Genomic DNA, 25,420 nt, shown 5'->3' with positions numbered 1-25,420 from the left:
CGTGCCGCCTGTGCCGGTGACGGTCGCGGCGAGCTCGGCGTGGTCCCCGGCTGTGGCGGGGACAACATGAAACTCGCCGACACGGTCGGCGATCATTCGGATGACCGTATCGGGCAATGCCTTCACGAGCGTTTTCCGGAAACGGTCTCGACGCTGTCGCTGGCGGGAGCGTGTTGGTGTTTGCCGGCGCAGGCTCGGCACACCCGCGGGCACGGGGTGAGCGCGGCGGAGGTGGCGAGGCCACTGTCGTGCAGGATCGCGGTCACGGTGTCCTCGAGGCTGGATTCCTCGGCGATGACCTGTTCGCCTTCAACGCCGAGCAGATCGGACGGGGTGTACCAGGAGCGCAGCGTGGCCGCGTCGATGTGGGCAAGATCGGGCCGGCCGGTGTGGCGGCGCAAAGACTCGTCGAACGACACCTCCATCCAGAACACCGCAGACGGTCCTGGATGCCCGGCGATCAGCTCCCGCAACAAGGTCTCGTACTGGCCGGTGTGCAAAATCCCTTCCAGTACGACGTGATAGCCGGCGGCCAACGCGGTCCGGGTCATGGTGGTGATGAAGCCGGGCGCGACGATCGGGGTGCTGTTGCTGCCGTGCTCGCGCAGCACCACCCGACGCAGGTAGTCCTGCTCGATCAGGGCACAGCCGCGGCCGTACCGGCGCCGCACCTCGGCCGCGACCGTCGATTTCCCGGATCCGCTGTTACCACGAATGATCACCAGCGTGGGCATAGCCTCGACCGCCGTCACCGGCTACTCCGCGGCCAGGTCAATGCGGTCAGGGTGTGGCGGCGCGGCACCAGCAGCCGCAGTCTGCCGGTGTCCGGCAGCCGGGTGCCGGCCGAGTACACACTGATCTGCGGCCCACCCCCGGCCCGCTCGTGCTGGTCCCAGGCGGTGACCAGGTCGATCAGGTCGCCGGTCAGCGCACCGGCGGCGGGTCCGAAGCCCTGCGCGCCGAACTGCCACGTTGTCTCGTCGTGCTGGCGCAGGGTGAGGTAGGCGAAGCTGTCGCTGGTCAGCAGGGTCGGGCAGAAGAATCTGTCCTGTGGATCGAGGAGCCCTGCGGTGCGTTCCCGGTCGACCTTTAAGATCCCGTACGGGCGGGGTTGGGAGGCTAGCCACAGGTGGATCGCCTCGAACGCCTCACCGTCGCTTATGGCGGCGGTGACCGGCGACCGCAGTTCCAGTCGCGGGCCGTCCAGGGCCGTGCGCAGGGCGTCGGCGTCGACCTGCGTCCTGGAGTCGTCCAAGACCAGGACCGCGTCGTCGCCGCGCAACGGGACCCGGCGTACCGGGTCACGGCCGTGGCCCTGCATCGGCACGAACCCGCACTGCAACGACGCCGACGCCACCAGATGCCCGTCACCTGGCTGCAGGGTGAGGCAGCGGGTGTGCCCGCGCATCCGCAACGGCGCCACCAGCACCCCGCCCGGCGCCAGCTGCTGCGTCCAGGCGGGCGGGATGTCGCTGGTCTCGACCGTCACGATCACCGCGTCATACGGGCCACCAGCCGCATAGCCGTCCTCGCCGTCACCGCACACCACCAGCACCCGGCCATACCCAGCCTCCTCGAGCGCGGTCCGGGCGTTGGCGACGACCTGCGGGTCGATGTCGACACTGACCACCGTCCCGGACGGGCCGACAACCTGGGCGAGCAGCGCCGCGTTGTAGCCACCCGAACCGACCTCAAGGACCCGCGACCCGGGCTGCAACCGGGCCGCCTCGATCATGTACGCCTGCAGCCACGGTGCCGAGATCGAGCTCGTGGTCTTGCCGTCCGGACCGCGTCGAGTGACCACCACATCGTCGGCATACGCCTCGTCGACGCTCGTGCCTTTTGGGGCGAACACATGCCGTGGCACGGTCGCGAACGCCGCCGCCACCTGCGGCTGGGTGATCCAGCCCCGAGCGGTCAGCAGATCAACCAGCCGGCCTCGGGCGTCGTCCGGGGTCAGCTCGTGTACGACTTCACTGGTGGGCACGACGGTCTCCTCGTTTCTCAGGATGGCGATCAGATCGAGCAATCGGCGCAGTGCGGCGGGTGAAGGGTGCCAACGCCACGAGCAGGGCGGGTAGCCGGGTGACCTGTCATGGCCCTCGGTGGAACGCGTCGAGCGTTGTCTCGCGGGTAATCGAGACCTCATGGCTGCCTGACTGCGCCAGGGGATCGCCCGAGGCGGGCGCACAACCCGACATCATCAGCCCGACATCTCTCTGGTCCGCGGCATCGACACCGATCCTGCGCGCCGCCCTGGCCAGATCGCTGGTCAGCTTCGCGGCCGACACCGACGCCGAACTCATCGCCGAAGGCATCGAAACCGCCGCCGAACGCTCCCGGCTCGCCGAACTCGGCCTCAGCTACGGCCAAGGATTCCACCTCGCCCGCCCGGCCGACCTAGCCAGCCCACGATCCAATCCGGCGAATCAGCCGGATGCAACGCCGAGTCATGGACCGGGAAGGTGAACACCGACCCCGGTACTGTCGCCCGGCCCTCGAAGCCGACGGGTGACGCGGCCCCGGCCGCTGCCCCACACCTAGCCCGTGCCACGCTCGTCGTAACGCACGTCCTGGCCCGGCTGCCAGCCGGCGGACGCAAGTTCCTCGCCAACCGGCGCCGAGAGTGCTGGCGCGACGGTGGCCTCGTCGTCGCCCGGCCTCCCGAACAGCTCGTCTCGGACGAAGTCGGCCCGGGCGGTGGCACCGACGTCGAGCAGCCGGATCCCGGCGGAGGTGTCGATCTCGGTCAGCAGGCGGCGGCCCACCTGGACGGCGCCTCGGCCAGCCCACATGCGACGGCGATCTCCACGTCGCCGAAGCGGCTGATCCGCCAGGCGGCGGTGATGTCTTGGTAGAAGCGTGGAACACCAGTCCGGCCGGCCCGCCGGTCAGCGCTCGACTGGTCTACGGCGTGGTGCGGCGAGCGTGATCGGTGTGACGGTCGCCCGGGCCCATGCCGGTCATCGAGCCGGACGCGTCGGCATCAGCGCCCAGTTGTCTTCGCCCGGCCGGCGCTGCGATGCGCATTCGCTGGATCATCGCGCGAGCGTCGTGCTCGTCGTCGAAGTAGTGGGTGGACTTCTCGGCCGTCGGAGCCGCCGATGCGGCCGACGACCTGCCAGCCGCTCTCGGTGTGGACCAGGTAGATGTCACGCCGAGCGCCGTGGTAACGCCTGTTGCGGATCATGACCTCTCCCTACCGCTCCATGGCCACCAGCACAAAATGGGTGCCGACAGAGGACGACCGCCTACGGAATGGACAACTGTCGCATAGCGGGGCATGCAAGGCATCGTCGTCGTCGCCACGATCGCGTCGCCCGCCGGGAGATCGTCGCGGGTCCGTTCGACGACGGCCCACCACAGTACTGGTCCCTGTCGGCGCTCAGCGTCGCCGGTACCGCCCTGACGTTCCTCGAACCCGATCCGCACGCCCCCGAACTATGAGCAGCACGTGGCCCAGGTGTACCGGGCAATCGACGAATGGGCCCCGCTGGCCGGAGAGGCCAGCTCGAGAGATTAGGCCTGTTCAGATCTTGCGGGAGAGCGGAGGGATGACGAGTACAGGACGGTGAGCGTGATGCAGGGTCGCCATGGCGACGCTGCCGAGAACGATTTCGGCCAAGGCCGAACGGCCGCGTGAGCCGACCACGATGGCGGCGGCTTTCTGCTCGTGGGCGTAGACCGTCAGTGCGTCGGCCACGGCACGGCCCTGGTGACCGTGGCCGCTCTGCAAGTGGACTGCGGTGAACGCCTGATCGCCTGGTCCGGCTTGCGGTGCGGGCTGGGTGATGTCGTCGCCGACGGCAACGAGGTGCAGGTCCCGCGTCGGGAACAGGTTCCGGGCCGTGGCGGAAGCGGTGTCAGCACCGGCGGAGCCGTCCCAGCCGACGACGACCGGGCCGTCCGGCAGTGCCTCGTACTCGTCGACCAGCAGCGGCTGGGGGATCACCAGGACCGGGCGGGTGCTGTAGTGCACGGCCATGTCGGACACGCTGCCGAGGAACGCCTTGGCAGCACCGAGCCCGCGGGAGCCCATGATCAGCAGGTCCGACTGCGCCTCGTCAGCGATCTGTGCCAGGTGCAGGCCTTCTCCGCCGTAGGCACGCTGCACGACGGGCTCGCTGTCCCACCCGGCGGCGCGCGCAAGCATCACACCGGTGGCGACCAGACGGGCGGCTTCCTGTTCGCCTTCGCGTTCGATCGCGGCGACCAACTCGTTGAGGTTGCTGTTACGCGCCCGCAGCCGGCGCCGGAGATCGTCGTTGGCAAACGGCGGAGTCCACAGGTAGGCGATCTGAGCGTGCGCGCGCGGGAACATTTGCGCCGCAGCCTCGATCGCGGCGTTCGCGGCCGGGGACCCGTCGTAGGCAACCACGGCCTTCGTTACGACTGATCCGTTCATGACGCACGTCCTCTCCGCAGCTTCGCGTATATCGCCGTAGCCAGTTGTCACTCGTGTCACTGAGCTGTCGCTGCGGCTAATCGGTCGCGAGCGGGTCACCATGGGCGTCATGATTTTACCCGTCGGTATCCGTCATGGAGGCTTGCGGGTGCCGGTGTGACATGCCATCAGCACGCCTGCTGTGGCCCTGGCCAGGGCTGCTCTGGTGCGGCGCCTCGCTCGCGTACAGGCACGGCGGCGTACCCGTACGGTTGATCACGGCCCGGAGTGCCACCCGGACAGGCATTCTGGAATGGTCTGAACGGAGCCGAGATGCCCGCTGAAGCCCCTGCCCCGGCGACCGCAACCGGATGGCATGCGCGGCCGGTCGCCGATCTTCTGGAAGAACTGAACGCAGACTCGGTGGACGGCCTCGCCACCGATGAGGCCCGGCATCGGCGGGAACGGCTCGGCCGCAATCAGCTCGACGAGGTGCCGAAGCAGCCGCGATGGCGGGCGTTCCTGCGGCAGTTCCAGGATCTTCTGATCATCATCCTTCTGGTCGCCGCGGTGGTGGCCCTGGTGGTGGGCCGGGAGTGGGAGACCCCGATCGCGATCACGCTCGTCGTGTTGCTCAACGCGACGATCGGGTTCGTGCAGGAGTCGAAGGCAGAAGCCGCGCTCGACGCGTTGCGGCGGATGAGCGTGACCACCGCGACCGTACGCCGCGACGGCCGTGTCGTCCGGCTGGACGCCACCGAACTGGTGCCCGGTGACGTGGTGATCGTGGAAGCCGGTGACCGGGTGCCCGCAGATGGCCGGCTGTTGTCGGCGACCTCACTGGAGATCCAGGAATCGATGCTGACCGGTGAGGCCCAGCCGTCGGCCAAGTCGGCGTCGGCCGCAGTCGAAGAGGACGCCCCGCTGGGTGACCGGGTGAACACCGTCTACATGAACACCGCAGTCACTCGCGGCCACGGCGAGGTGCTGATCACCGCGACCGGAATGGGCACCGAGACCGGCCGGATCGCCGACATGCTGCACCAGGCGAAACCCTCCTCGACACCGCTGCAGCAACAGATCGACGCACTCAGCCGCACGCTGGCATTCATCGCCGGCGGGGTCATCGTCGTCGTGTTCGCCCTCGGCCTGCTCCGGGGGCAACCCTTCGATGACCTGTTCATCACCGCTGTCTCCCTCGCGGTCGCGGCCATCCCCGAAGGGCTGCCCGCGGTGGTGGCGTTCACCCTGGCGATGGGCACGGGCCGGCTCGCCAAACGCGGCGCTATCGTCAAAAAGCTCGCGTCGGTGGAGACCCTGGGCAGCACCACACAGATCTGCACCGACAAGACCGGCACCCTGACCCTCAACCAGATGACGGCCCGCGAACTGCTGATGTCCGGCCGCCGATACCGGATCTCGGGCGAGGGCTACACCACCGACGGGCGCATCGACGCCGACGGCGGCTCGCCGCACGGACCTCTCGACCCGGCGCTGGTGCCGATGGCCCTGTGCAGCGACGCCGTGCTTCGCGACGGCGACATCGTAGGAGACCCCACCGAAGGCGCGCTGGTCGTGCTCGCCGCCAAAGGCGGCATCGACGTCACCGCACTACGCAAACAGCACCCCCGCGTGCTCGACATCCCGTTCGACTCCGACTACAAATTCATGGCCACTTTCCACGACTGGACCGACGAGCAAGGCCGCAGGGTCATCCGCTGCTTCGTCAAGGGAGCCCCGGACGTGCTCGCCGCCCGGGCCGGCGGCTACCTAGGCGACACAGGCCACGTCCGGCCGTTCGACGCTGCCGCCCGACAACGCCACGATCAAGCGAACGCGGACATCGCAGGGCAGGGCATGCGGGTGATGGCCGTCGCCGTTCAAGACTTCCCCGCCGAGACCTTCACACCGTCCCAGGACCCCAAGGACATCCTCGATCAACTGGTCCTGGTTGCTCTCGCCGGCATCGTCGACCCGCCACGCCCGGAAGCAGAACAGGCCATCCAGCAATGCCGTGACGCCGGGATCAAGGTCCGGATGCTCACCGGCGACCACGCCGCCACCGCCGCCGCGATCGCCGCCGAGATCGGCATCCCCGGCCGGGCAGTGACCGGCGGCGACCTCGACACCATCACCGACGACGCCGACCTCGCCCGTGAACTCGACGACATCGGGGTCGTCGCCCGGGTATCACCCAGCCACAAGATCCGGATCGTAAGCGCACTGCAGCAGGGCGGCGAGGTGACCGCGATGACCGGCGACGGCGTCAACGACGCACCCGCCCTGCGCAAGGCGGACATCGGCGTGGCAATGGGCAAGACCGGGACGGAGGTGACAAAGGAAGCCGCCACCATGGTCCTGACGGACGACAACTTCGCCACCATCGTGACGGCCGTGCGCGAAGGCCGCGGCGTGTACGCCAACATCGTCAACTTCACCCGCTTCCAGGTCTCCACCGCGCTCGGATTCGTCATGACCTTCCTGATCGCGTCTTTAACCGGCATCGCCGGCGGCGCGCCGTTCACCGCGCTGCAGATCCTTTTCGTCAACCTGGTCATGGACGGGCCGCCCGCGATGTCGCTCGGCGTCGACCCGGTCAGCCCCGACGCGATGCGCCAGCCGCCCCGCCGCCGTGACGAACACATCCTCAACCGGCGACGACTGCTGCGGGTCCTGCTCGCCAGCACCGTCATGGCTGGCGGCACCCTGGCCGTACTCGTCTGGGCGCCAGGGCCGGCGCCCGAACTCGGCCGGGCGACGGCCGCCGGCACCATGGCGTTCGTCACCTTCGTGCTATTCCAGGCCTTCAACCTGCTCAACGTCCGATCCGACATCCGCACCGTGTTCAGCCCTGAAACTCTGCACAATAGGTCCGCGCTCGCCGCCACCGGCCTCGTCGTGGCACTGCTCGCCGTCATCGTGCAGCTCGATGTCGCACACAACCTGTTCGCCACCACCGACCTCACCCCAGGGCAGTGGCTCACCTGCACCGCCGTCGCCTCCACCATCCTGATCACCGGCGAGTTGCTCAAGATAGTGCTGCGTGCCCGCCGCCGTGGCTGACAACGCACGCCAAATCGCCGGGCGCACCCTGCACAACGGCAGGATCGTGCCGACAGCCAGCTCCGGCGCGATGTAAGCGCGCCAGTCAGGAAGGGAGCCGCAGATCCGGTAGTGCAAAGAGGCTCGGCAACTCGGCCAGCGCCGCACTGAGGAAGGCGGTCAAGGCATCGGGCTTAAGGGTGATGCCGGCGAGGGCCGCGGTCCTCATCGGGATGGCATCCAGTGCGTAGACACCACGCCCGACTTGAGTCAATTCGGGACCACTCCGGTCTGGAAACGACCAAGCCTCAATACGGGCGAGGTAGATGTACTGCCGATCGGTGGCACCCTCGATGACCTGGATGAGCTTAGCGATGTCAGGAGTCCCGGCGAGTTCCTCACGAACCTCACGGCGGAGAGCATCCTCATGACTGGCGTCGGTCGGCTCGACATGGCCACCGGAGGCGACCCAGTAGATGGGGGCATCCGGTCTTTCCCGGCGGATGAACAGCAGCTCGTCGCGTGGGGTCACCAGCACGGCGCGAACGCGTTCGATCATCGAGATCCTTCGGTGTACCGCATCGGCTGCGCTGGCTGATCAGCCGGCTAGTTGGTCTGCCACGGCGTCGAAGATGTCGGCATCGACCTCTTTCTGCCACGGCGGGAGGTCCTCCCACGGTGCGACGTAGGAGGGCTTCGGGTCGGGGATGTGCCGATAGATCTGGGCGTTCCAGCACGCCGCTACGAACTGGCCCTTCTGCTCACGTTCGAGCTTCAGCGCGGCGCTCTCGCTGCTGCGTACCAGCGCCTGGATGAGGTCCTGGGTGGCTGCGGCGCAGGATCGCTCCCAGTCGGGCGTTTGCTCCCACGGGGTGACGTACCCGGGTTTGGGCTCGCCGGGGAAGTACTTGCGGACGCCCGCGATCCATGCGTCTCGAAACAGCCTGCCGAGTTCGTCGTGCACGACCGGTGTTTCCTTTCCTCAGTGGGACGGTATACGGAGCAGCGGTGAGGTGGGGGAATTCCCTCATCGAGGTGGCGGACGTGCGGAGAAGGCCGTGACCCTAGTTTCCGCGGTTCACGGCCTCGATCTTTCGTGCGTCCGAAGGGACTCGAATGGCTACCGAAGTGGGACGACAACGGCGTGTGGCAGCAGATCCGAGACGCCATCCTGTGAGAGACGCAGCTCTTCGCGCGGGCCCACAAGCAGCTGGCCTAGCTGACTCCGATCCGGTTGGCTAGTTCACGGAGTGCGGCCGGCGTTGGTGTCGGCGCGTACAACAGGGTGGTGACCAGGTCCCGGACACTGGCCCGGCCACATCCTCCGGCGCGTGCCGTTCCGCGGCGAGCAGCGCGTGCGTGGCCCGGTCGGGCCGGCCGTGCCGATGCCACGCCCGCGCGGTGTCGACCAGGTAGCGGCCGTGGCGTTCCGCGGTCGGAAGCCGGGACGGGTCCACGCTCGCGGCGGGCCGCAGCGCGGCGCCAGAGTCACCGATTGTCGTGTGCACGCTGATTCGGTACATGGTCACCGTCGTCGGCGTGAACGGGTGCACTCCGGCACCCTGGTGGTCACCGATCCGGTCGGCGGCTGCGGCCGCCTCACTCAGGTAGGTGTCGGCGTCGACGGCCTGCCCGGCCTGTGCACTGGTGTACGCCGCGGTGCACAGCAGTGTCCCGTAAGCGGCGAGCGCGGCCGGGTCTGTGTCGGCGGGGTCAAGTTGGGCGGCGGTGCCGAGCAGCAGGTTCAGCGCTCCGGTGTGGTGCCCGTCGCGGCGCATCGTGATCGCCAGCACGTGGGTGGCGGCGGTCAGCGCGGCGTGGTCGCCGGCGGTGAGCGCTTCGGCTCGCGCCCGGTCTGCCATCGTCAACGCGATCGCGTCGTCGCCTTGCTTGGTGGCCAGCGATGATGCGACCGCGTAGGCGCGCGACAGCAGTCCGGCCATCGCTTCCTTTCGGTGGCCGTCGGACGCATCGCGGCTGGTGTGAAGGGATGCGAGTAGCTGCGGCAGCGCGGCGGCCAGGGTGTTGTATCGGGCGTCGCGGTATGCCTGCGCGGCGCCGGCCACCGCGGTGGCCGCCCGTTCGGCGGGCAGGACGGCGGCGGGCAGGGTGGGTGCCAGCAGTAGCCGGTCAAGGCTGGCCGGCTGCCGGTCGGCTGCCGCGGCAAGGCTGCTGGTGAGGCCGGCGAGAGCGGCTGCGCTAACACCAGCTCCGGTGAGCAGGGTGCGTCGTCTCATCGGGCTCCGATCGCCGTCGTGTGCTCCTCCCGGCAGCGTATCGGCTTGTGCTGGCGGCTGCGGAACGCGCGCAGCGTGTCGGGCGGGGGCCAGGCCGACGAGTTCGTCCGGGATGCCGAGGAGGTGGGCCAGGCGGCGTCGTACGCCTATCTGGTCGACGGGCGGCTGCCCGCGTTCGATGCGGGAAAGAGTCGATGCGGAACAGCCGTAGAGGCTGCCGAGCTGGTCAAGAGTGAGGCCGGTGGCCTGCCGGACGTGGCGAATGACCGCGCCGGGCTGGTCGGCGCGGGCGGCCGCGGCGACCTCTGCAGAGGTCCACACGGGGTGGGTGGAAGCGACGAGCGGGGCGTGCTCCATGCCGGGACCGTACCGGTTGGTGGTGATCGTGGCACGCCTGCGGATTTTCAACCTCTGCAAAACGCTGCCACTGTCTGCATGCACTCTATCGCGCAGCGTCACCAATCGGCGTTGATGTATGTAGACCCACGGCGCGGCCACCCAGCACCGCCCCACTCTCTTTGCTGACGCGGTCGCACCCCGACGAAGGAGGACCACATGGTCACCGATCCCGACACTGACGCCACTGCCGTCGTCTCGGCACTGTTCACCGGTCCGGCACCGCTGACCGTCCCCGTCCTGGAGGAGAGGACCAGCTACAAGAAGAAGGGCAGCTCCGACACCGCCCACACCAAGGACGAGATCGTCACCTGATCGCACCCTCGCCGGGCCGGGATGCCGCTTGCCGGCGGCGCCCGGCCCGCACCGCCCCAAGCCCAGCAGCGCATGCGAGCGGAGCACCGATAATCAAGCTTCGAATCCACCCCCGAGACATCGACGGCCCGTGGACCTGGACCGGCCGGCAGTGGCGGGCCGGCACATCCTGGATCGAGCCGTACATCCACCCGGCCCTGGAGTCCTCGGCCCGGACGACACCAGCCCCGCGATGATCATCCGCGAACGCTGCCCCACCATGACCGGGCAGCCGCACCACACCGGATGGCCCGGAGACTTCATCACCGTCCAACCCAGCAACGGCACGATGTGGATCGAGGCCGGCGTGCGCGGCGTCGCCCCGCTGTACCTGATCGTCACCGACACCGTCCTGCACGGCTCGTGGGACGTCGCTGGCCTCGCCCCATCGCTGCAGCAAACGCCGCTCAACGAGCACGAAGTGGTACGACAGCTGTCCACCACCTTCCGGTACACCCACGACACCCTGTGGCAGGGCCTGCACTGGCTCACCGAACGCAGCCAGGCCGTGTTCGGCGCGCACGGCCTCGGCATGCGCTATCCACTCCCGGCCGGCCACGTGAACTAGCGCCCGGCGCCGACCCAGTCGCCGCCTACGAACATCTGCTCGACCTGGCCTTGAACCAGCGCTTCTACGACCCGGCCAGCACCGCCGTAGAACTGTCCGGCGGCTTGGACTCCGCGAACGTCGCCGCGAGCCTCGGCGCCGCACACCCCGGCCAGATCACCGCCGCCGCGATGATCATCGTCGGACCGGCCGGTGTCCAGCAGCAGGACCGCCGGCGGCAGATGATCGACCTGTTCCGGCTCGGCCCGGACGTCACCACCAGCATGACCGACAACCTGCCGCTGCGGCCCGGCGGACGCCGCGCCTCCCGCGCCCTGATCACCCCCTACGACGAGCTATACGACGAGGGCAAAACCACCTTGCTCGGACTGCTGCGCTCACGCGGTGTCCGCACCGTCGCCACGGGCACCGGCGGCGACGAGATGATGGCGCTCACCGCCGCTGAACTGTCCCGCGCACCGTTGGGCACCGACCCCCTCGACCTGCCCTGGACCGGCCCGCACAGCCGCGAACTGCGCGGCGGCTTCGACACCGGAACCGCCCCGGCGTCCATCTTCAACGAGGTGACCCTGCTCGCCGCGGCCTGCGTCGCCCCGCCGATCCTGCGGGCCGGCATGTGGCCAATCCACCCGCTTGCCGACCCTGCCCTGATTCGGTTCGGGGGATGGCTGCCGTACTCATGGCGGCACCTGAAAAGGCTGCACGTGGCCCGCCTCGAACGCGTGGGCTGCGGCCCCTACCTGGTCGACCCGCCCCTGCGGGAGAACTTTGAACCGGTCATGGATGAAGCCCTGCACCGGCACGGCGCCGCCTTCCTCCGAGCGATGCTCGACCGCGGATCCCCGCTGATCGACGACGGCTACCTCAACCCGGACGAGCTGGCCGCCGCAGCCACCCGCATCGCCGACGGCACACCGGCGCCGGGCGACAACTCAGTCTGCAACGTGATCGCCCTCGAGGCGGCGTTGAGCTCCTTCGGGCACGCCGAATCACCCACTCCGGTGCCTGCCTGACCGGCGTCTCACGATCTACCGTGGGCGGGTGCTGCAGCGCCCGCGCACTCTGACCATGCGCCCCGCCACCGCCGACGACGAGAAACCGATCGCCGAGCTGATCCATGCCCGCTCCGACTGGCTGCAAGCGCGCGGCCTGGCGGACTGGCACGCGGCCGCTGACGAACTCGCCGCCCAGGCCGCCGACCCCGACATACCTACCTGGGTGTTAACCGCCAACGCCAGCGAAGTGATCGGCTGTACCACCCTGTACGAGGAGTCACCGGCGTCGCTGTGGACCGCACAGGAACGAGCCGAGCCGGCCACCTTCATGGCCACCACCGTCACCGACCCGGCATACGCCGGCCAGCGCATCGGCTGCCACCTCGCCTGGTGGGTGCTCGACTACGCGGCCAGCACCGGGCACACCGCGGTCCGACGAGGCACGATCGAACCAGGGCTCGTCCGCTACTACCGCGACGTCCAGGGCTGGACCGTCGTACGCGAAATCAATCGTGACGGAACCACGGTCACCGGCCTGTCCCGGCCCGCCACCCGGATGCCTGATCTGACGGTCACATCCACCTACTAACCCATAGCACCGCCCGTTTCATCAGACGTCTCCAAAGTCACGATCCAGGCTTCCGGCGCGCAGGAGGCGTTCGAGTTGGGGGTGGCGCAAGCCCGTGGGCTTCGTGATCTGCCGCGTGCGGCACCATCACGGATGGGGGCGTCAGGGGGCAGGCACATCGTGGATATCGACCAGCGCGGCGGCAGCATTCGCCCTCACCCACGGTAACGGACCGTAGTCGAACGTGGCGGCGATCGCGGCTGACTCTCGCCCGAAGACGCCCAGCTCAACGACCAAATCCACTATGGACTTGGCGTCCTGAAAACACGCGATCACCATCCGATCACCACGGTCCCACTTGGTGGGAAGATCGGAGCAAAAAATGGGGCGTCACCAACATCGCCGCCGCCGACCGCCATCACGCCCGTGACAGCAGCCACCCGCTGGCGCTACTCAGCATCAGCTGACGACTTTGCCGGGGCTCTGCGGGAGGTCTCGTCTGAGCGTGTCGCCGGCCCGGGTGGGCGGTCTGACCTCTGTCAATTGGTGAGCAAGCCGTCGCGCATCCGCCCGGCGAGCCAGGCCTGGAAGGATCCCTTGGTCCAGCCGCAGTGCAGCACCAGCGTGCCGTAGTGGGCCGGGTCGTTGTAGAACCAGAGTTCGTCGACGGTGCGCTCCAGGTCGGGGCCTTGTCTGAGCGTCGCGCCGAGGGCGGCGAGGCGTTCGACGACCATGCGGGCGCCGAGGCGCCGGTTGCGTAGCAAAGTTTCCCAGATCTCGGTCAGCTCGGGACTTTCGTCGGCGGCCCGCCGCACGACCTCGAAGACCTGGGCGGCCCGCCCGCCGATGAGGGTGCAGACGCCGGCATACGCATCGAGGACGCCGGCGGGCGCCGGCGCTTCCAGCACCGGCCGGAACCAGGGGCGCTGAGCGACCGGCACCGGTTCGTCATCACCGGCCAGCGCCTCATCAAGGACCTGCCGCAGCAGGGCCGCCTTGGATCCGAAGACGGCGAACACGGTGGGCCGGGCAACGCCGGCTTCCACGGCCACCTGGGCGAGCGAGGTTCTGCCGTATCCGTTCGCGACGAACAGGTGGCTCGCGGCTCGCACGACAGCTTGCCGGGTGCGGCGGGCGTTCTCCTGCCGCACCGGTGAGTGGTACTGCCGTGCCGGCTTCGCGTCTTCAACCTCGTCCATGACAGCGCGATGCTACCAAGCCATTAGCGAGACCCAGGATATATCGAATATTGCGCGACCCTCTTGACTACACGACCAACTTCACCATACTGGCAACATATTCAAAAGTTCGCCGCATATTGAATGTACTGGCAGTAAACGCAACAATTGGAGGAGGATGTCGTGACCGACCCTTACCTGCGGCGCCCCAACGAGGGCGAGGCGTTCTGGTTCCTGGGCAATCTCGTCACCGTCAAAGCTGCCGGCACCGACACCAGTGGCCGGTTGACCGTGGCCGAGTTCGTCAACCCGCCCGGATTCGCACCGCCGCTGCACCGCCACCAGGTGGAGGACGAGATGTTCTACATCCTCGCGGGAACCGCCAGATTCCAGTGCGCCGGCGAAGAACTACATGCCGGACCCGGTGACTTCGTACTTCTCCCCGTCGGCGTCCCGCACACCTTCATGGTGGGTACGGACGAACCTCTGCGAGCCCTTCAGATCACGACCCCGGCCGGTTTCGAGGACTTCGCCGCCGAAGCCGGATCTCCAGCCCTCGAACGGCGACTGCCCGGCCCGGCGCTGATCGACCCCGCCGCCCTCGGCCATGCCGCGAGCCGGCACGGCATCGAAATCCTCGGACTACCGCCGCAGCACTGATCTCTCTCACCAGCGACCTCATGGAGAAGACATGTCGGACCTGCCAACCAAGAACTGGAGCCGACGCGGCCTGGCCGGCACCGCGGCGCTGTTCGTGACCCTGGTCCTCGCCGGCTGCGGTGGGCAATCCACCGACACGCCCGCATCGGGCGCGGCCGAGCAGCCCCCGGCCACCGGTGCCGCGCCGGAACGCGCGGACCAGCAACTGGACGGCTGCGAACTCCTGACCGACGCAGAGATCACCGCTGAGATCGGAGACCACGACGGCGGCTCCCCCGGAGCCGACGGGTGCGTGTGGGAGAACCCCGCCAACGCCCACTCGGTCACCCTGTCCGTCGGGATCCCCGGTACAGCCGCAGGCGGCGAGCTTCCGGCCTCGGACCCGATCGTAGGCGACCCTGCACCGGGGCCGGACGGGATCCGGTTCGTCACCGGAGAGGCCGAATTCGCCGCCGGCGACCGCGCCTGCAGCTTGCGGGTCGTCACGTCGGTCACCGATGACAGCGACCGCCCGGCCATGATCCGGCTCGCCGGGCTGGTGCGCGAACGCATCGCGGGAGCAGGCGGATGAACACGGTACGGCATCAACCGCTGATCGGCGTGGCGACGATCCTGATGCTCGCATTGACCGCCTGCGGACGAACCGGGCCGACCCGGCACCGTCTCCACCCGATGCACCGGCGGTCGTGGGCATCGAGGGGGAAGCCGAGCCGGCCGGCTTGGCGGACACCGCCGCTCCGCCATCGTCCGCGGCAGACCCGTGCGGCCTGCTGAACCGGACGGAGGCCGAGAAGCTTGTGCAGACGCCTTCGGAGGACGCCCGTCCCGCAGCAGCGGCACCGCTCCGAGCGATGGGCATCGGTCCGCATCGTCACCCCTCGACGACCCGGCGCACTGTGCGCACCTCGGCGACCCGAGACTCCGCATCGCTCAATGCCGAGAAACCACGAGGCTGCCATTCTCGCGCCCCACCATGACACACAGTAGTCAGTCATGCCGACGGAGAGAGGCCGAGTTCCCGCAACAAAGAGCCAGCTCACGCCAGCATTCCGCTATGGAATGACACGCCTGGCGACACAGGATCACCACCCGATCACCACGCTCCCACCAGGTGGGAAAATCTGCGCTGAAAATGGGAAAAGAAAGGCCGTGACCCCTGTTTCCGCAGGTCACGGCCTTGATCTTTTGTGCGCCCGAAGGGACTCGAACCCCTAACCTTCTGATCCGTAGTCAGATGACTAGTGGACACGAGTGCACTCCGCTACCCTTCGTACTCAAAGCCGTACTGAAGACAATTCGCCAGCTCAGAGCCGCTATGCGTTTCCGCAGGTCGGGGCCGAGTGCATTTTTCAGGCACCTCACGCACCGATGACCACCAGCTGCGCGTGCTGATTTAGTCGCGGCCGTGCCGAAACGGTCGCCGACATCCGATCACCACCGGATCACCACGCGGCACCGTCACACAGCGTAGGAGCCGCGGCAATCAGCGCTGCTCAGGCGAACCAACCAACGCTCCTGCTGCCGAGGCTACAGCGTCATGACACCCGCCGTAGCGACACGCGATCACCTGCGGATCACCATCCTCGACACGGCCGCGGCCCATTGCCCGGACGCCCCGCCGAAGCCCGTTGCTGTCAGCGATCCAGCGGACTTGGTCGGTCTTCAACTGCGGACCGGTTGGTTGTTCGCGCCGAAGGTGTCACTCTGTGGCGCACTGGCGATCGGCGGACTCCTCGAAAGCGGGGACCGGCCGGGCCTGCGCCTCCTGTGCGGTCGCCGCCACGCCGTTGCGTCCGATGTCCTCCACGAGCCACTTCATCTCGAGGATCTCTTCGCGCTGAGCCTTGCTGATCTGCCTCGCGAGCTCGCAGACCCGCACGTCGGAGATTTCGGCGTACTCGGAGCGGGTGATGGCCATCGAGTGGTGCGGGATCATCGAGTTCATCCACCCGCTGTCCTGCACTGTGGTCTGGCTGCGGTCGAGGAACACGCCCCCGCCGAGCAGGAGCAAGCTCACCGCGACGACGCCCAGGTTCGCCTTGGTGTTGCGGTACATGTTGAGCATGTAGCCGAGCATGATCAGGCCCATCGTGCCGCCCATGGTCAGCGCCATGAACACCCGGCTCTCGCTGAACCGGATATGGCCCCACTGCCAGCTGCTGACGAACATCGTGGCGTACATGACCACCATGGCGGTCAAGATCATCGCTCCGAACCGCAGGTACATCTTCTTGTCGTGCGACTTCCCGCCGCCGTGGCCGGCTTTGTCTGCGTTCTGCGTGTCTATCACCGCTTCGGGCTCCGTTCCTTCGTCGCGAGGTCTTGACTTGCCTCCGTATGGCGAGGCGGTCCGTTTCCGGTTGCCCCGGGCTTGATCGTCGTCAACCGGCGCTCGGGCGAGCCATTCGATCGACGAGTGGCGTGCTGTGGCGGACCGGTGCCCCGGTTGACCGGCACGGTGACGGCCAATGCCACGGCCGGGGCGACGATGATCGGTACCGAGGCGCGGGACCGGCACGACGGTGGAGCGCTGTAGCCCGCGGGCATCAGCGTGGCGGTGAGGGGTCACCGCGCCCCGGCGAGCCGGTTGACGTGCCAGCTCTCTAAGGTCTGACGGTTCGAGCGGGTCAGGCGATGGTGGCGAGCAGGTCCTGGCAGGCCTGCTCACAGGACCGGCACGCCTCAGCACAGATCCGGCAGTGCTCGTGCATGCCGGCGTGGCTGGCGCACTCGTCGCCGCAGGACTTGCAGGCCATGATGCACGCTTCCAGCAGGGTGCGAGTGATGTTGGCGTCGTAACCGGTGTGCCGCGAGAGCACCCGCGCGGTCGTACCGCAGATGTCGGCGCAGTCCATGTTGGTACGGATGCACTTGGTCAGCTCGGCGACCATACCTTCGCTCAGGCAGGCGTCGGCGCACGCGGTGCACGCCTCACTGCAGGCGATCAGCGCATCGATGGTGGCAGCCAGCTTGCGCCGGTCCAGGTTGATGGGCTGCGGGTAGGTCTCCAGCATGGGCAGGGTGGTGCTCGTCATGACGACCTCCACGTCAGGGATGGGACTTCGACCGCATACCCGTACGAGTGCGCGGGTAACGCCGAAGGCGGGAGGTTTTGATGTCGTCATCCGAACAACGGCCGGCTACCGAGCACAGCCATCCGGTCGACCCTGGTCGGGTGGCCGCCGCCCGGGCGCGGCTGATCAGCCACGATGACGCGCAGCGCCTGACGGCCCTGCTGCGGATGCTGGCTGACCCGACCCGTGCCCGGATCATCTACGCCCTCGACACGGTCGAGGAGCTGTGCGTGGGTGACCTCGCTCTCGCTCTGCAAAGCAGCATGGACGCCACCGGTTACGGACTGCGGATGCTGCGCAGCGCCGGCTTGGTCACCACCCGCCGCGCCGGCAGAGTGATCTACTACCGGCTCGCCGCCGACTTCCCTGAACCGTTACGCGAGCATTGCCTGCGCCGCCTCATCGAGCTGACCCACCGCACCGATCCGTAGCTATGCAGGTCGGTGGTCGAGCCGATGCATGCCGTGGCGTGCCGTAGATCGTGGAGTCGAGTGGGTAAGGCCGAGCATCGCCCGTCAGCTTCGACGCCGCGTAGGACATCGATGAGCTACCGGCGTAACGCCGGGTCATGTTCGCCGATCAGGCCGACGCCGTTCGCCCCGGTTTCGCGACGCCTGGGTGGCATACGGACGGGTTCTACCGGGATGCGCGGTCGTAATGGTCTATTGATCAAGCCGGTTCAGCTGTGCGGCCAGGGCGGTGGTTGCGGTGGCGAGGGCGAAGCCGGTCCACGGCTGGGCGGCTTGCAGCGCGAAGCCCGTGATCGCGAAGGCCGGGAGCAGGACGGCGTAGGCGATGCCGTGCCAGCGCAGTCGCCGGTCGGTGCGGGCGATGGCGGTGCCGAGGATGATCGCGGACACGATCAGGAAGAACGTGGCGGTCAGGGCGACGGCGAAGAACGCAGGGCCGTAGGCGGTGTCGGCGTTGAGGGCGGGCATGCCCGGTGTCCCGGCGAGGTGGGCGCGGCCGATGCCGGGCTGGACGAAGGTGGCGCTGCCGAAGGTCGAGGCCAGGAACACGTTGGTGATCGTGGTCAGGACCAGTCCGGTGATGGCGGTGCGGGCGGCGCGGCCGTGCGCGATCAGCACGGTGACGCGACAGCGCCGAGGACGGCCAAGGCAGCGCCGAAGATGCTGGCGCCGAGATGGCTGATCAAGAACACGTCGGTGGTGACATAGCGGGCGTAGGCGTCGAAGTCGTCGATCGACGGCTGGTGGGTCCAGGTACTCAAACCGAGTAGTAATCCGTAGGACGGTAATGCCCATAGTCCGGCGCGGGCGGCTCGCCTTGCCCTGCCGCTGGACGCGGTGGCGTGGGTCAGGTCGGTGCTGGTGCCGGTCAGGAGAGTGGGCATCTCGATCGCCTCTCTTGGTCACGGGTAAGCGGGTGGGATAGGGGCCCGGTGCCCCGCCGGAGCCGAGAGGGCTCCGGCGGAGCGCTGGGACAGCACCCGGTGGTCATCGGGTGGCCGGCGAGTTCTCGGGTTGCGTGGCGGCGGGCTTGCCGTCGCGGCCGGTGAGGGTGATCGCGGCGAGGACGGCGGCCGCCAGGGCGATGCCGGCGGCGCCGAGCAGGGCGGCCGAGTAGCCGTCGGTGAGTGCGGCCGGGTCGCCGAGGGCGTCTGCGCCGTTGGCTGCGGCGAGTGCGGTCATGGCGGCCAGGCCGAGGGCGGAGCCGATCTGGTAGCTGGTGTTGACGATGCCGGAGGCGAGACCGCCTTCCTCCGGGCGGGCGCTGGACAGGGCGGTTCCCAGCGACGGGATGAACGCCAGCGCCATGCCGAGGGCTGCGACGAGGGAGGCGGGCAGCACGTCGGTCAGGTAGCTGCCGGTCGGGCGGATCAGGGCGAGCCAGCCGAGACCGGCGGCCAGCACCGCGAGACCCGCGACCAGGGTGGTCTTGGTGCCGAATCGTCCGATGACGCGCGGGGCGAGGACGATCATGCCGACCATGATGAGAACGGTCATCGGCAGCAGGGCGGCGCCGCTGGGGAACGCGCTGAAACCGAGGACCTGCTGCAGGTAGAGGTTGAGGAAGAACCACATCGGGATCCACGCTGCGCCGAGCAGCAGCTGGGCGAGGTTCGCCGCCGTGAGGTTGCGGCTGGTGAAGATGCCCAGCCGCATCAGCGGCTGCCGGCGGCGGGCCTGGATGGTCAGGAACGCGGCGAGCAGGACCGTGGGTCCGGCGAGGGTGAGCCAGGTCGAGGCGGTGTTCCAGCCGGCTTCCGGGGCGCGGACGATGGCGTAGACGGCGGCGGCCAGGCCGCCGGTGACGGTGAGGGCGCCGGCCAGGTCGAGGCTGCCGGGGCGGTTGCCGCCGGCGGGCATGAGCGCCGGGGTGGCGATCAAAGCGAGGACGGCGATCGGGATGTTGAGGTAGAACACCCAGGGCCAGCTGACGTATTCGGTGATGACGCCGCCGAGGAACACTCCGGCGGTGCCGCCGGCCGGTGCGGCCGCTCCGTACAGGGCGAGGGCCCTGGTGAGCTCGGCGGGCCGGTTACCGAAGAGCATCATCAGCAGGGTCAGCGCGGACGGGGCGATCAGGGCGGAACCGACGCCCTGGACGGCGCGGGCGGCGAGCTCGAGCTCGACAGTGCCGGCCAGGCCGGCGGCAGCGGACCCGGCGAGCAGGACCGCCCAGCCGGTGGCGAAGATGCGGCGGGCGCCGTACAGGTCGGACAGGCGGCCGCCGAGCAGCAGCAGGCCGCCGAAGGCGACGACGTAGGCGTTGAAGACCCAGGACAGATTGCTCGGGGTGAAGCCGAGGTCGTTCTGCATCTTCGGCAGGGCGACGCCGATGATCGAGGTGTCCATGATGACCATGAACTGGGCGAGGGCGATGAGCGCGAGCGCCCACCACCGGTGCGGATTGCGGGACATGACCGAGCCTCCTTGGTACCCCCAGGGGGTATCCGTGTTCAGCGTCATTGTTACCCCCTGGGGGTATAAGTGGTCAAGGGCGTGCGTCGATTGACTTCCGCGTCACCGCGTTGGACGTACCGCTTTACCGATATACCCTAGGGGGGTACGGTAGCGACGGCTGGAGGGAGCCGGGTCATGGCTCACGGCTACATCACGGACAAGGACGACTACCTGAAGCGGCTGCGCCGGATCGAGGGCCAGATCCGTGGCCTGCAGCGCATGGTCGACGACGGGACGTACTGCATCGACATCCTCACGCAGGTGTCCGCGGCGACCAAGGCACTGCAGACCGTGGCACTCGGGCTGCTCGACGACCACCTCGCGCACTGCGTCGTCGACGCGGCCCGCGACGGCGGACCCGACGCCGACGCGAAGCTGAAGGAAGCCTCCGACGCCATCGCCCGCCTCGTGCGGGCGTGACCTGCTCCCCCAGCTCAGCACCGGTCATACGACAGCAAGGAGAAGCCGATGTGCGGCAGCGATACCGCCTGCGCCTGCGCCACCACGACCGCGGCCACCGAGCCGGCGACGACGCCGGACGGCACCCGAACGGTGTATCAGGTCGCCGGGATGACCGGCGGCGGCTGCGCCGGCCGGGTCAGTAAGCAACTCACCGATGTTCCCGGCGTGCGTGACGTCAGCGTCGACGTCGCCACCGGCGCGGTCACGGTGACCAGCGCCGCGCCGCTCGACGATGACAGCGTGGCTGCGGCCGTCGCCGCAGCCGGCTATCAGCTGGTGCGCTGACCGAAGGCGTCAGTGCAGCCTTGGCGGGAGGGCACGCCGTCCGCTCTCCCGCCAAGGGACTTCCTCATTTCCGCTGATCAGCGGCGTTGTGCGCAGGCGACCAGCTCGGCATGCCACCCAGTGCCGCGTCACAGCAGTGTCCGCAGGTCGGTGATGAACCTGCGGTCTGCGGCGAGGGACGCGAACCGGCCCGGAACGTCGTAGACCTCCTGTCGCCACGTGTCGGCGGCTTGCGGATCCGTCTCGGGCTCGGACGGTGGCCGACTGTGCACGGCGAGCCGGGTAGGGGTGACGCCGATCGTGGCGGCCGCCGGGCGGCGGTGCCGCAGACCGGTCGCGTAGGCGGCCAAAAGGCGCGGGTCATACGAGGTTCGCACCAGGCCGCGATATTGCTCGGGGAGTTCGGTGAGCTGCAGGCCGCGCAGATAGGTGTCGACGTCGGCACACAGGCCCGCGACGGGAATCGGGTCGACGGCTACCACAGCGTGGGTGGCGTAGCGTGCCGCGAACAGGGCCGCCAGCGTCGCTGACGGGCCGTGCCCGACGATCACCGGTGCGCGCCGCAGTTGCAGACTGTCGACGAGCATGGCCAGCTCATCGACGAGGTCGTCGAGTTCGTAACATTCCCGGCCAGGCGAACCGCCATGTCCGGGCAGGTCGACGGCGACGACGGTGGCGTGCGCGCGCAGGTCGGCCGCGGTCGGCCACCAGCACGTCCGGTCGAACAACACCGCGGGGATGAAGACGACCGGCCGGCCGATCCCGTCCCACAGGTCGAAGCACCACCGTCCACCGGCAGCGTCGAACAGGTGGGTGGTGCGCAGCGGCGGCAGGGTCTCGGTCACGGCAGCGCCCCCGCGTCCGGCAGGTGGCGGCCGCCGCTCGAGCGATGCGGCTGGGACTGGCGCTGATGGGTGAGCAGGGCAGCGGGGAAGGCGTGAAGGTTCACGAAAGTTCGGCTTTCCGCGCAGGGAACAGGTGGACACCACCGCCGGGCGGGGGCGTGACGGCCACGTATGCCGGGCCGCCGGGCAGGCACGAGCGCAGATCCGGGGATGCGTATGCGTATGCGTGCGCGGTGTCCTATATGCGGCTTACACCGAGTTGGATCAGGGCGACGGCGGGCGCAACCGACACGATCTGTAGCACCGCCGTGTGGGGTGCGCTGGTGTCGGCGCAGGCGGTCATCGCCGGAAGCGCGACGGCGCCGGCTCGCACTGCGGGTTCGGCGACGGGGGCGCTGACCTCGCAGTGCCCGGCTGTGGTGTCTGCCGTCCGGCCTGCCGTGACGTGCTGCCCAGTCGCCACAACGCCGTGATCCGAAACGCCGTGATGATGCCCCGCGGTAACCGAATGCCCCGCATCGTGTGCGCCGGTCGCTCCGTCGGCGCAGTGTGCGCTTTGCACGAGCCCGACACCGGCCAGGGTGATCACGACCAGCAGCCAGCGCACCAGCCACGGAGCTGCCGGCGGGTGGGATCGGCTCACCGGGCCAGGTTACGACATCGCGGGCTCGGTGACCGCTGGCCACTCCAGCGAGCGCGGCGACTGCCGGGACGCGTCCGCAGCCGCACCGGCTGATACCGGTGCCGGGTATCTTGCACGGCATGAGTGAGGCGAAACCGGCCGGTCCGCACGGGTATTCGGCAGAGAAACAGGCGCTGATGGCCCGGCTGAAGCGGGTCGAGGGGCAGATCCGCGGATTGCAGCGGATGGTCGACGAGGACACCTACTGCATCGACATCCTGACCCAGATCTCGGCCGCCAAGAGCGCCTTGCACGCGGTAGCCGTCGGCCTGCTCGAAGATCACCTGAAGCACTGCGTGGTCCACGCCGCGGCGGAGGGCGACGTGGACGCGAAGATCAAGGAGGCGAGCGCGGCGATCGCCCGCCTCGTGAAGTCCTGAGCCGGCCGCCCGTTCCTACCGGCCGGAGCCGATCCATTCTCGCAGCTGCTGCGCGGCCTGCGCCGGGTCGACCGACCCGACCGCCCGTTGCTGTCGCCTGTCCTCGTCGAGTGCAGTAGCGATTGCCGCAGCCGGGACCGGAGTGCGCTGGACGTGCAGTTGGGCACGGAGCAGCTCTCGCCGGTCGGCTGCCGCCGAGGCCGCCGCGGCCCGGCGCCGTTGCTTCCGGAGGGCCAGCAGCGCGGCACAGGTCACCAGGATCAGAACCGCGGCGATGAGTGCCGTCCTTAGCGCGGCAGGGGATGCGGTGCCGGGCTGCGCGACGGCGTTGTCGGTGGGAGTGGCTGTAGCGGTGCGCATGGGCATGGCGGCAACCGTCACCCGGTCGCCGCGGCCAGCATCAACACCGGCGGCTACGGCGATGAGTTCACGGACCTGAGCCAGGTCGAGGTTCGCCACGGCGGCTTCATCGACGAGGACGGCGACGCTCAGTCTGATGATGTCGCCGGGGGCTTCCCGGCGGGTCTCGTACAGTTCGTCGAGGGCGTTGACGCGCGACGCGCTGCTGCTGTCGTACCGGGTGCCGCCGTTGTCGCCGATGTAAGAGCGCTCGCTGATCCGTTCGGACAGGGCACCGGCGGACGGATCCTGCTGGTAGGTGGTGCGGGATGTCGCGACCTGGTCGAGGTCGAGTTCGACGTTGGTGGTGACCGTTGAGCGGCCGGGGCCGAGCAAGGTGTCCAGCATGTGCTGCAAAGCGCCGTCCAAGCGGTCCTGGAAGGCCGCGGTGGTGGCATCAGCGGCGAGCGCCGCCCGGGTGACTCCGCCGGTGGCCGGCGAAACGGTGTAGCCACCGGCGATCGCCTATCGCGGGGCCAGTGTGGCCGCGTATGCGGGCGCGGCGCCGAAACTCGCGCCTCCGGCAAGGGCCAGCGCCACGAGCGCGACGATCAGCCTCCCGGCACGCCCGCCGCGGGGCGACGTGCCCGTGCCCAGGGCAGACGGGACGAAGCGATTTCTCACAGCCTGCCTTTCACAGATTTGAACGCCGACGGACCGCCCGGATGGGTGAGACTTCGTCGTCGGGCGATGCGGTTGATCGGGTCTGTCTCATCGCTCAACGGCACGGCCGGTTGAAAGGTCCGGTGGTTGCGGCTCGGTTGCATCGGCGCAGCGACCGCCTTCGCGTGCGGTCGTCGCCCCGACGGACACCACCCGGGCGCCCACACGGTCACCCCGCGATTAAGGGATGGCCATCGATTCGGGCGACGAGCGCCGGACGGTCGGCCACGATCAACCGACCGGCAGTCGCCTCGGACGCGACAAACCGGGGAACACTGCCGGGGCCACCCACAGCTACCACGTACGAGATCGAGTGTTCCCTTTCACAGATCAAAATCACCCTGGGTTCATCAGGTATGAGCACAATGTGTCGACAAACCTCGCACCGGTCTTCCAAATCGGACACGTCTCGGCACGCCAATCACGGAGTGTGATCATCTCTGAGAGCCGGGATCGGCGCCGACTGGGCTATCAAGGAGGGGCGGCGGGCACAGGCTCGCCGGTCGTGCCGACCTGGACCACGCCGAGCCCTGCCCCGGTCCGTCGGCACAACCCGCATGACGAGTCATGAGGCAATCGGGGGCAGGGACGGGGGAACCACGAGCGGTCCTCGACCGGCACGCCGCACTGCGGCGGCCGGGGCATGAGGACCTTGGGGTGAAGCCGCCAGCGTGCGGCCGGGCAACCTTCGCGCCCGAATCCGACAGCTAACCTCGCAGGCGTGCCGGAGGGATTCCTTCACCGTGCGCGTAAGCACCCTGAGCCGGCCCGCCCGCACCCTGGGAGTCGGCGCTCTCGCCCTGTCCGTGGGTCTCGGTCTTCTGACCGGCGGGCTCGGCACACCGCAGTCAGCCTCCGCCGCGACGGTCGCCACCACACAGGTGTCCTCGCAGACCAGCGTGGCGTTCAGCCAGACCGGCATCACCGTCAAGACGGCGGCGTCCAAGGCCGCCAAGTCCAAAGCGGCCGCGAACCGGGTCCTGACCGAAGCGGCGAAGCACAAGGGCAAGAAGTACAAGTTCGGCGCCGCCGGGCCCAAGCGCTTCGACTGCTCCGGCTACACCATGTACGTCTACAAGAAGGCGGCGGGCAAGAAGCTGCCGCACAAGGCCCACCTGCAGCAGCGGTACGGCAAGGCCGTCGCCAAGTCCAACGCCCGCCCCGGTGACCTGATCGTCATCCGTAAGGGCACGAAGGGCACGCACGCCGGCATCTACGCCGGTGGCGGCAAGATGTGGGCGGCGCCGCGGACCGGCAAGACGGTCACCAAGCAGAAGATCTGGAGCAAAAACTACGTGGTCCGGCGCCTGGTCTGACCACG

The 25,420-nt window shown here is 68.7% G+C and carries 31 protein-coding genes, 1 tRNA gene and 1 riboswitch; of the genes, 13 read left to right on the top strand and 19 right to left on the bottom strand.

All coding sequences use genetic code 11. From position 1 onward, the window contains the following. Positions 1-122: 122 nt before the first annotated feature. Both LXN57_RS30310 and fxlM read right to left on the bottom strand, forming a co-directional pair. Entirely contained in the window at positions 123-752 is a 630-nt protein-coding gene (locus tag LXN57_RS30310) for an AAA family ATPase (protein WP_308206668.1), read from the bottom strand. Further along, positions 749-1,987, bottom strand: coding sequence for a methyltransferase, FxLD system (gene fxlM, locus LXN57_RS30305; protein WP_251801613.1), 1,239 nt, complete (start codon positions 1,985-1,987; stop codon positions 749-751). Before fxlM ends, LXN57_RS30310 begins: the two co-directional genes overlap by 4 nt. 59 nt (positions 1,988-2,046) lie before the next feature. Between fxlM and LXN57_RS30300 the strand changes: the two genes are divergently transcribed. Then, positions 2,047-2,469 carry an EAL domain-containing protein gene (locus LXN57_RS30300; RefSeq protein ID WP_251801612.1) on the top strand — a complete coding sequence of 141 codons (423 nt, stop codon included), beginning with the start codon at positions 2,047-2,049 and terminating at the stop codon, positions 2,467-2,469. A gap of 71 nt (positions 2,470-2,540) precedes the next feature. On the opposite strand, the gene LXN57_RS30295 is transcribed toward LXN57_RS30300, so the two are convergent. From LXN57_RS30295 to LXN57_RS30285, 3 genes are all read right to left on the bottom strand, one after another. Continuing rightward, on the bottom strand, positions 2,541-2,795 hold the full coding sequence (locus LXN57_RS30295) for a hypothetical protein (RefSeq protein WP_251801611.1): 255 nt from the start codon (positions 2,793-2,795) through the stop codon (positions 2,541-2,543). A gap of 112 nt (positions 2,796-2,907) precedes the next feature. Then, a complete protein-coding gene (locus LXN57_RS30290) occupies positions 2,908-3,156 on the bottom strand; it encodes a hypothetical protein (RefSeq protein ID WP_251801610.1) in 249 nt (82 codons plus the stop codon). Positions 3,157-3,529: 373 nt separating this feature from the next. Next, positions 3,530-4,405: a universal stress protein gene (locus tag LXN57_RS30285; protein ID WP_438872933.1), complete on the bottom strand. Its 876-nt coding sequence runs from the start codon at positions 4,403-4,405 to the stop codon at positions 3,530-3,532. 312 nt (positions 4,406-4,717) lie between these two features. Between LXN57_RS30285 and LXN57_RS30280 the strand changes: the two genes are divergently transcribed. Continuing rightward, positions 4,718-7,447: a cation-translocating P-type ATPase gene (locus tag LXN57_RS30280; RefSeq protein ID WP_251801608.1), complete on the top strand. Its 2,730-nt coding sequence runs from the start codon at positions 4,718-4,720 to the stop codon at positions 7,445-7,447. An 85-nt stretch (positions 7,448-7,532) separates the two neighbouring features. On the opposite strand, the gene LXN57_RS30275 is transcribed toward LXN57_RS30280, so the two are convergent. The 3 genes from LXN57_RS30275 to LXN57_RS30265 form a co-directional block, all read right to left on the bottom strand. After that, a complete protein-coding gene (locus LXN57_RS30275) occupies positions 7,533-7,985 on the bottom strand; it encodes an NUDIX domain-containing protein (RefSeq protein WP_251801607.1) in 453 nt (150 codons plus the stop codon). A gap of 39 nt (positions 7,986-8,024) precedes the next feature. Beyond that, positions 8,025-8,390, bottom strand: a complete 366-nt coding sequence (locus tag LXN57_RS30270) for a hypothetical protein (protein ID WP_251801606.1) — start codon at positions 8,388-8,390, stop codon at positions 8,025-8,027. Between the two features lie 274 nt (positions 8,391-8,664). Next, complete coding sequence (locus LXN57_RS30265; protein WP_251801605.1) at positions 8,665-10,020, bottom strand: helix-turn-helix domain-containing protein; 1,356 nt, start codon at positions 10,018-10,020, stop codon at positions 8,665-8,667. A 198-nt stretch (positions 10,021-10,218) separates the two neighbouring features. On the opposite strand from LXN57_RS30265, the gene LXN57_RS30260 reads away from it, so the two are divergent. The 4 genes from LXN57_RS30260 (at position 10,219) to LXN57_RS30245 (ending at position 12,565) form a co-directional block, all read left to right on the top strand. Then, positions 10,219-10,374, top strand: coding sequence for a hypothetical protein (locus LXN57_RS30260; RefSeq protein ID WP_251801604.1), 156 nt, complete (start codon positions 10,219-10,221; stop codon positions 10,372-10,374). A 130-nt stretch (positions 10,375-10,504) separates the two neighbouring features. Further along, positions 10,505-10,981: a hypothetical protein gene (locus tag LXN57_RS30255; protein WP_251801603.1), complete on the top strand. Its 477-nt coding sequence runs from the start codon at positions 10,505-10,507 to the stop codon at positions 10,979-10,981. After that, on the top strand, positions 10,882-11,994 hold the full coding sequence (locus LXN57_RS30250) for an asparagine synthase-related protein (RefSeq protein WP_285904690.1): 1,113 nt from the start codon (positions 10,882-10,884) through the stop codon (positions 11,992-11,994). Before LXN57_RS30255 ends, LXN57_RS30250 begins: the two co-directional genes overlap by 100 nt. A gap of 28 nt (positions 11,995-12,022) precedes the next feature. Continuing rightward, the gene (locus tag LXN57_RS30245) at positions 12,023-12,565 is read left to right on the top strand and encodes a GNAT family N-acetyltransferase (protein ID WP_251801601.1); all 543 of its coding nucleotides are present in this window, start codon (positions 12,023-12,025) and stop codon (positions 12,563-12,565) included. Positions 12,566-12,706: 141 nt separating this feature from the next. Here the strand turns inward: LXN57_RS30245 and LXN57_RS30240 are convergent, their stop codons facing one another. Both LXN57_RS30240 and LXN57_RS30235 read right to left on the bottom strand, forming a co-directional pair. Further along, the gene (locus LXN57_RS30240) at positions 12,707-12,883 is read right to left on the bottom strand and encodes a hypothetical protein (RefSeq protein WP_251801600.1); all 177 of its coding nucleotides are present in this window, start codon (positions 12,881-12,883) and stop codon (positions 12,707-12,709) included. Between the two features lie 200 nt (positions 12,884-13,083). Next, positions 13,084-13,743 carry a TetR/AcrR family transcriptional regulator gene (locus LXN57_RS30235; protein WP_251801599.1) on the bottom strand — a complete coding sequence of 220 codons (660 nt, stop codon included), beginning with the start codon at positions 13,741-13,743 and terminating at the stop codon, positions 13,084-13,086. A gap of 162 nt (positions 13,744-13,905) precedes the next feature. Between LXN57_RS30235 and LXN57_RS30230 the strand changes: the two genes are divergently transcribed. Together LXN57_RS30230 and LXN57_RS30225 are read left to right on the top strand one after the other, a co-directional pair. After that, complete coding sequence (locus tag LXN57_RS30230) at positions 13,906-14,382, top strand: cupin domain-containing protein (RefSeq protein ID WP_251801598.1); 477 nt, start codon at positions 13,906-13,908, stop codon at positions 14,380-14,382. A 31-nt stretch (positions 14,383-14,413) separates the two neighbouring features. After that, positions 14,414-14,953, top strand: coding sequence for a DUF3558 family protein (locus LXN57_RS30225; protein ID WP_251801597.1), 540 nt, complete (start codon positions 14,414-14,416; stop codon positions 14,951-14,953). Between the two features lie 617 nt (positions 14,954-15,570). On the opposite strand, the gene LXN57_RS30220 is transcribed toward LXN57_RS30225, so the two are convergent. The 3 genes from LXN57_RS30220 to LXN57_RS30210 all read right to left on the bottom strand — a co-directional run bounded on the left by LXN57_RS30220 (position 15,571) and on the right by LXN57_RS30210 (position 17,417). Then, a tRNA-Ser gene (locus LXN57_RS30220) sits at positions 15,571-15,644 on the bottom strand. A 437-nt stretch (positions 15,645-16,081) separates the two neighbouring features. Further along, entirely contained in the window at positions 16,082-16,672 is a 591-nt protein-coding gene (locus tag LXN57_RS30215) for a DUF305 domain-containing protein (RefSeq protein ID WP_251801596.1), read from the bottom strand. Between the two features lie 337 nt (positions 16,673-17,009). Next, the gene (locus LXN57_RS30210; RefSeq protein ID WP_251801595.1) at positions 17,010-17,417 is read right to left on the bottom strand and encodes a four-helix bundle copper-binding protein; all 408 of its coding nucleotides are present in this window, start codon (positions 17,415-17,417) and stop codon (positions 17,010-17,012) included. 80 nt (positions 17,418-17,497) lie between these two features. On the opposite strand from LXN57_RS30210, the gene LXN57_RS30205 reads away from it, so the two are divergent. Beyond that, positions 17,498-17,887: an ArsR/SmtB family transcription factor gene (locus LXN57_RS30205; RefSeq protein WP_251801594.1), complete on the top strand. Its 390-nt coding sequence runs from the start codon at positions 17,498-17,500 to the stop codon at positions 17,885-17,887. Between the two features lie 231 nt (positions 17,888-18,118). Here the strand turns inward: LXN57_RS30205 and LXN57_RS30200 are convergent, their stop codons facing one another. From LXN57_RS30200 to LXN57_RS30190, 3 genes are all read right to left on the bottom strand, one after another. Further along, a complete protein-coding gene (locus LXN57_RS30200; protein ID WP_251801593.1) occupies positions 18,119-18,544 on the bottom strand; it encodes a hypothetical protein in 426 nt (141 codons plus the stop codon). After that, positions 18,538-18,810, bottom strand: a complete 273-nt coding sequence (locus LXN57_RS30195; protein WP_251801592.1) for a hypothetical protein — start codon at positions 18,808-18,810, stop codon at positions 18,538-18,540. The genes LXN57_RS30200 and LXN57_RS30195 overlap by 7 nt, the downstream gene beginning before the upstream one ends. A 103-nt stretch (positions 18,811-18,913) precedes the next feature. After that, entirely contained in the window at positions 18,914-20,341 is a 1,428-nt protein-coding gene (locus tag LXN57_RS30190) for an MFS transporter (protein WP_251801591.1), read from the bottom strand. Positions 20,342-20,518: 177 nt separating this feature from the next. Between LXN57_RS30190 and LXN57_RS30185 the strand changes: the two genes are divergently transcribed. Continuing rightward, complete coding sequence (locus LXN57_RS30185; RefSeq protein ID WP_251801590.1) at positions 20,519-20,803, top strand: metal-sensitive transcriptional regulator; 285 nt, start codon at positions 20,519-20,521, stop codon at positions 20,801-20,803. Between the two features lie 48 nt (positions 20,804-20,851). Continuing rightward, complete coding sequence (locus tag LXN57_RS30180) at positions 20,852-21,130, top strand: heavy-metal-associated domain-containing protein (protein WP_308206667.1); 279 nt, start codon at positions 20,852-20,854, stop codon at positions 21,128-21,130. Positions 21,131-21,258: 128 nt separating this feature from the next. On the opposite strand, the gene LXN57_RS30175 is transcribed toward LXN57_RS30180, so the two are convergent. Beyond that, positions 21,259-21,975, bottom strand: a complete 717-nt coding sequence (locus LXN57_RS30175; protein WP_251801589.1) for an alpha/beta fold hydrolase — start codon at positions 21,973-21,975, stop codon at positions 21,259-21,261. A gap of 238 nt (positions 21,976-22,213) precedes the next feature. After that, complete coding sequence (locus LXN57_RS30170) at positions 22,214-22,618, bottom strand: hypothetical protein (protein WP_251801588.1); 405 nt, start codon at positions 22,616-22,618, stop codon at positions 22,214-22,216. Between the two features lie 119 nt (positions 22,619-22,737). Here LXN57_RS30170 and LXN57_RS30165 point away from each other — a divergent pair, with 119 nt between their 5' ends. Next, positions 22,738-23,037: a metal-sensitive transcriptional regulator gene (locus LXN57_RS30165; protein ID WP_106330541.1), complete on the top strand. Its 300-nt coding sequence runs from the start codon at positions 22,738-22,740 to the stop codon at positions 23,035-23,037. Positions 23,038-23,052: 15 nt separating this feature from the next. Here the strand turns inward: LXN57_RS30165 and LXN57_RS30160 are convergent, their stop codons facing one another. After that, entirely contained in the window at positions 23,053-23,784 is a 732-nt protein-coding gene (locus LXN57_RS30160) for a flagellar M-ring protein FliF C-terminal domain-containing protein (RefSeq protein WP_251801587.1), read from the bottom strand. Positions 23,785-24,709: 925 nt separating this feature from the next. Beyond that, positions 24,710-24,836: riboswitch (cyclic di-AMP (ydaO/yuaA leader) on the top strand. A 6-nt stretch (positions 24,837-24,842) separates the two neighbouring features. On the opposite strand from LXN57_RS30160, the gene LXN57_RS30155 reads away from it, so the two are divergent. Continuing rightward, positions 24,843-25,415, top strand: a complete 573-nt coding sequence (locus LXN57_RS30155; RefSeq protein WP_251801586.1) for a C40 family peptidase — start codon at positions 24,843-24,845, stop codon at positions 25,413-25,415. The last annotated feature ends 5 nt before the right edge of the window (positions 25,416-25,420 follow it).

The organism is Paractinoplanes hotanensis, from assembly GCF_023717965.1.
GTDB classification, from domain to species: domain Bacteria; phylum Actinomycetota; class Actinomycetes; order Mycobacteriales; family Micromonosporaceae; genus Actinoplanes; species Actinoplanes polyasparticus.
Note: the sequence above shows the minus strand (reverse complement) of the source record. Positions and strands in the feature narration are given on the sequence as shown.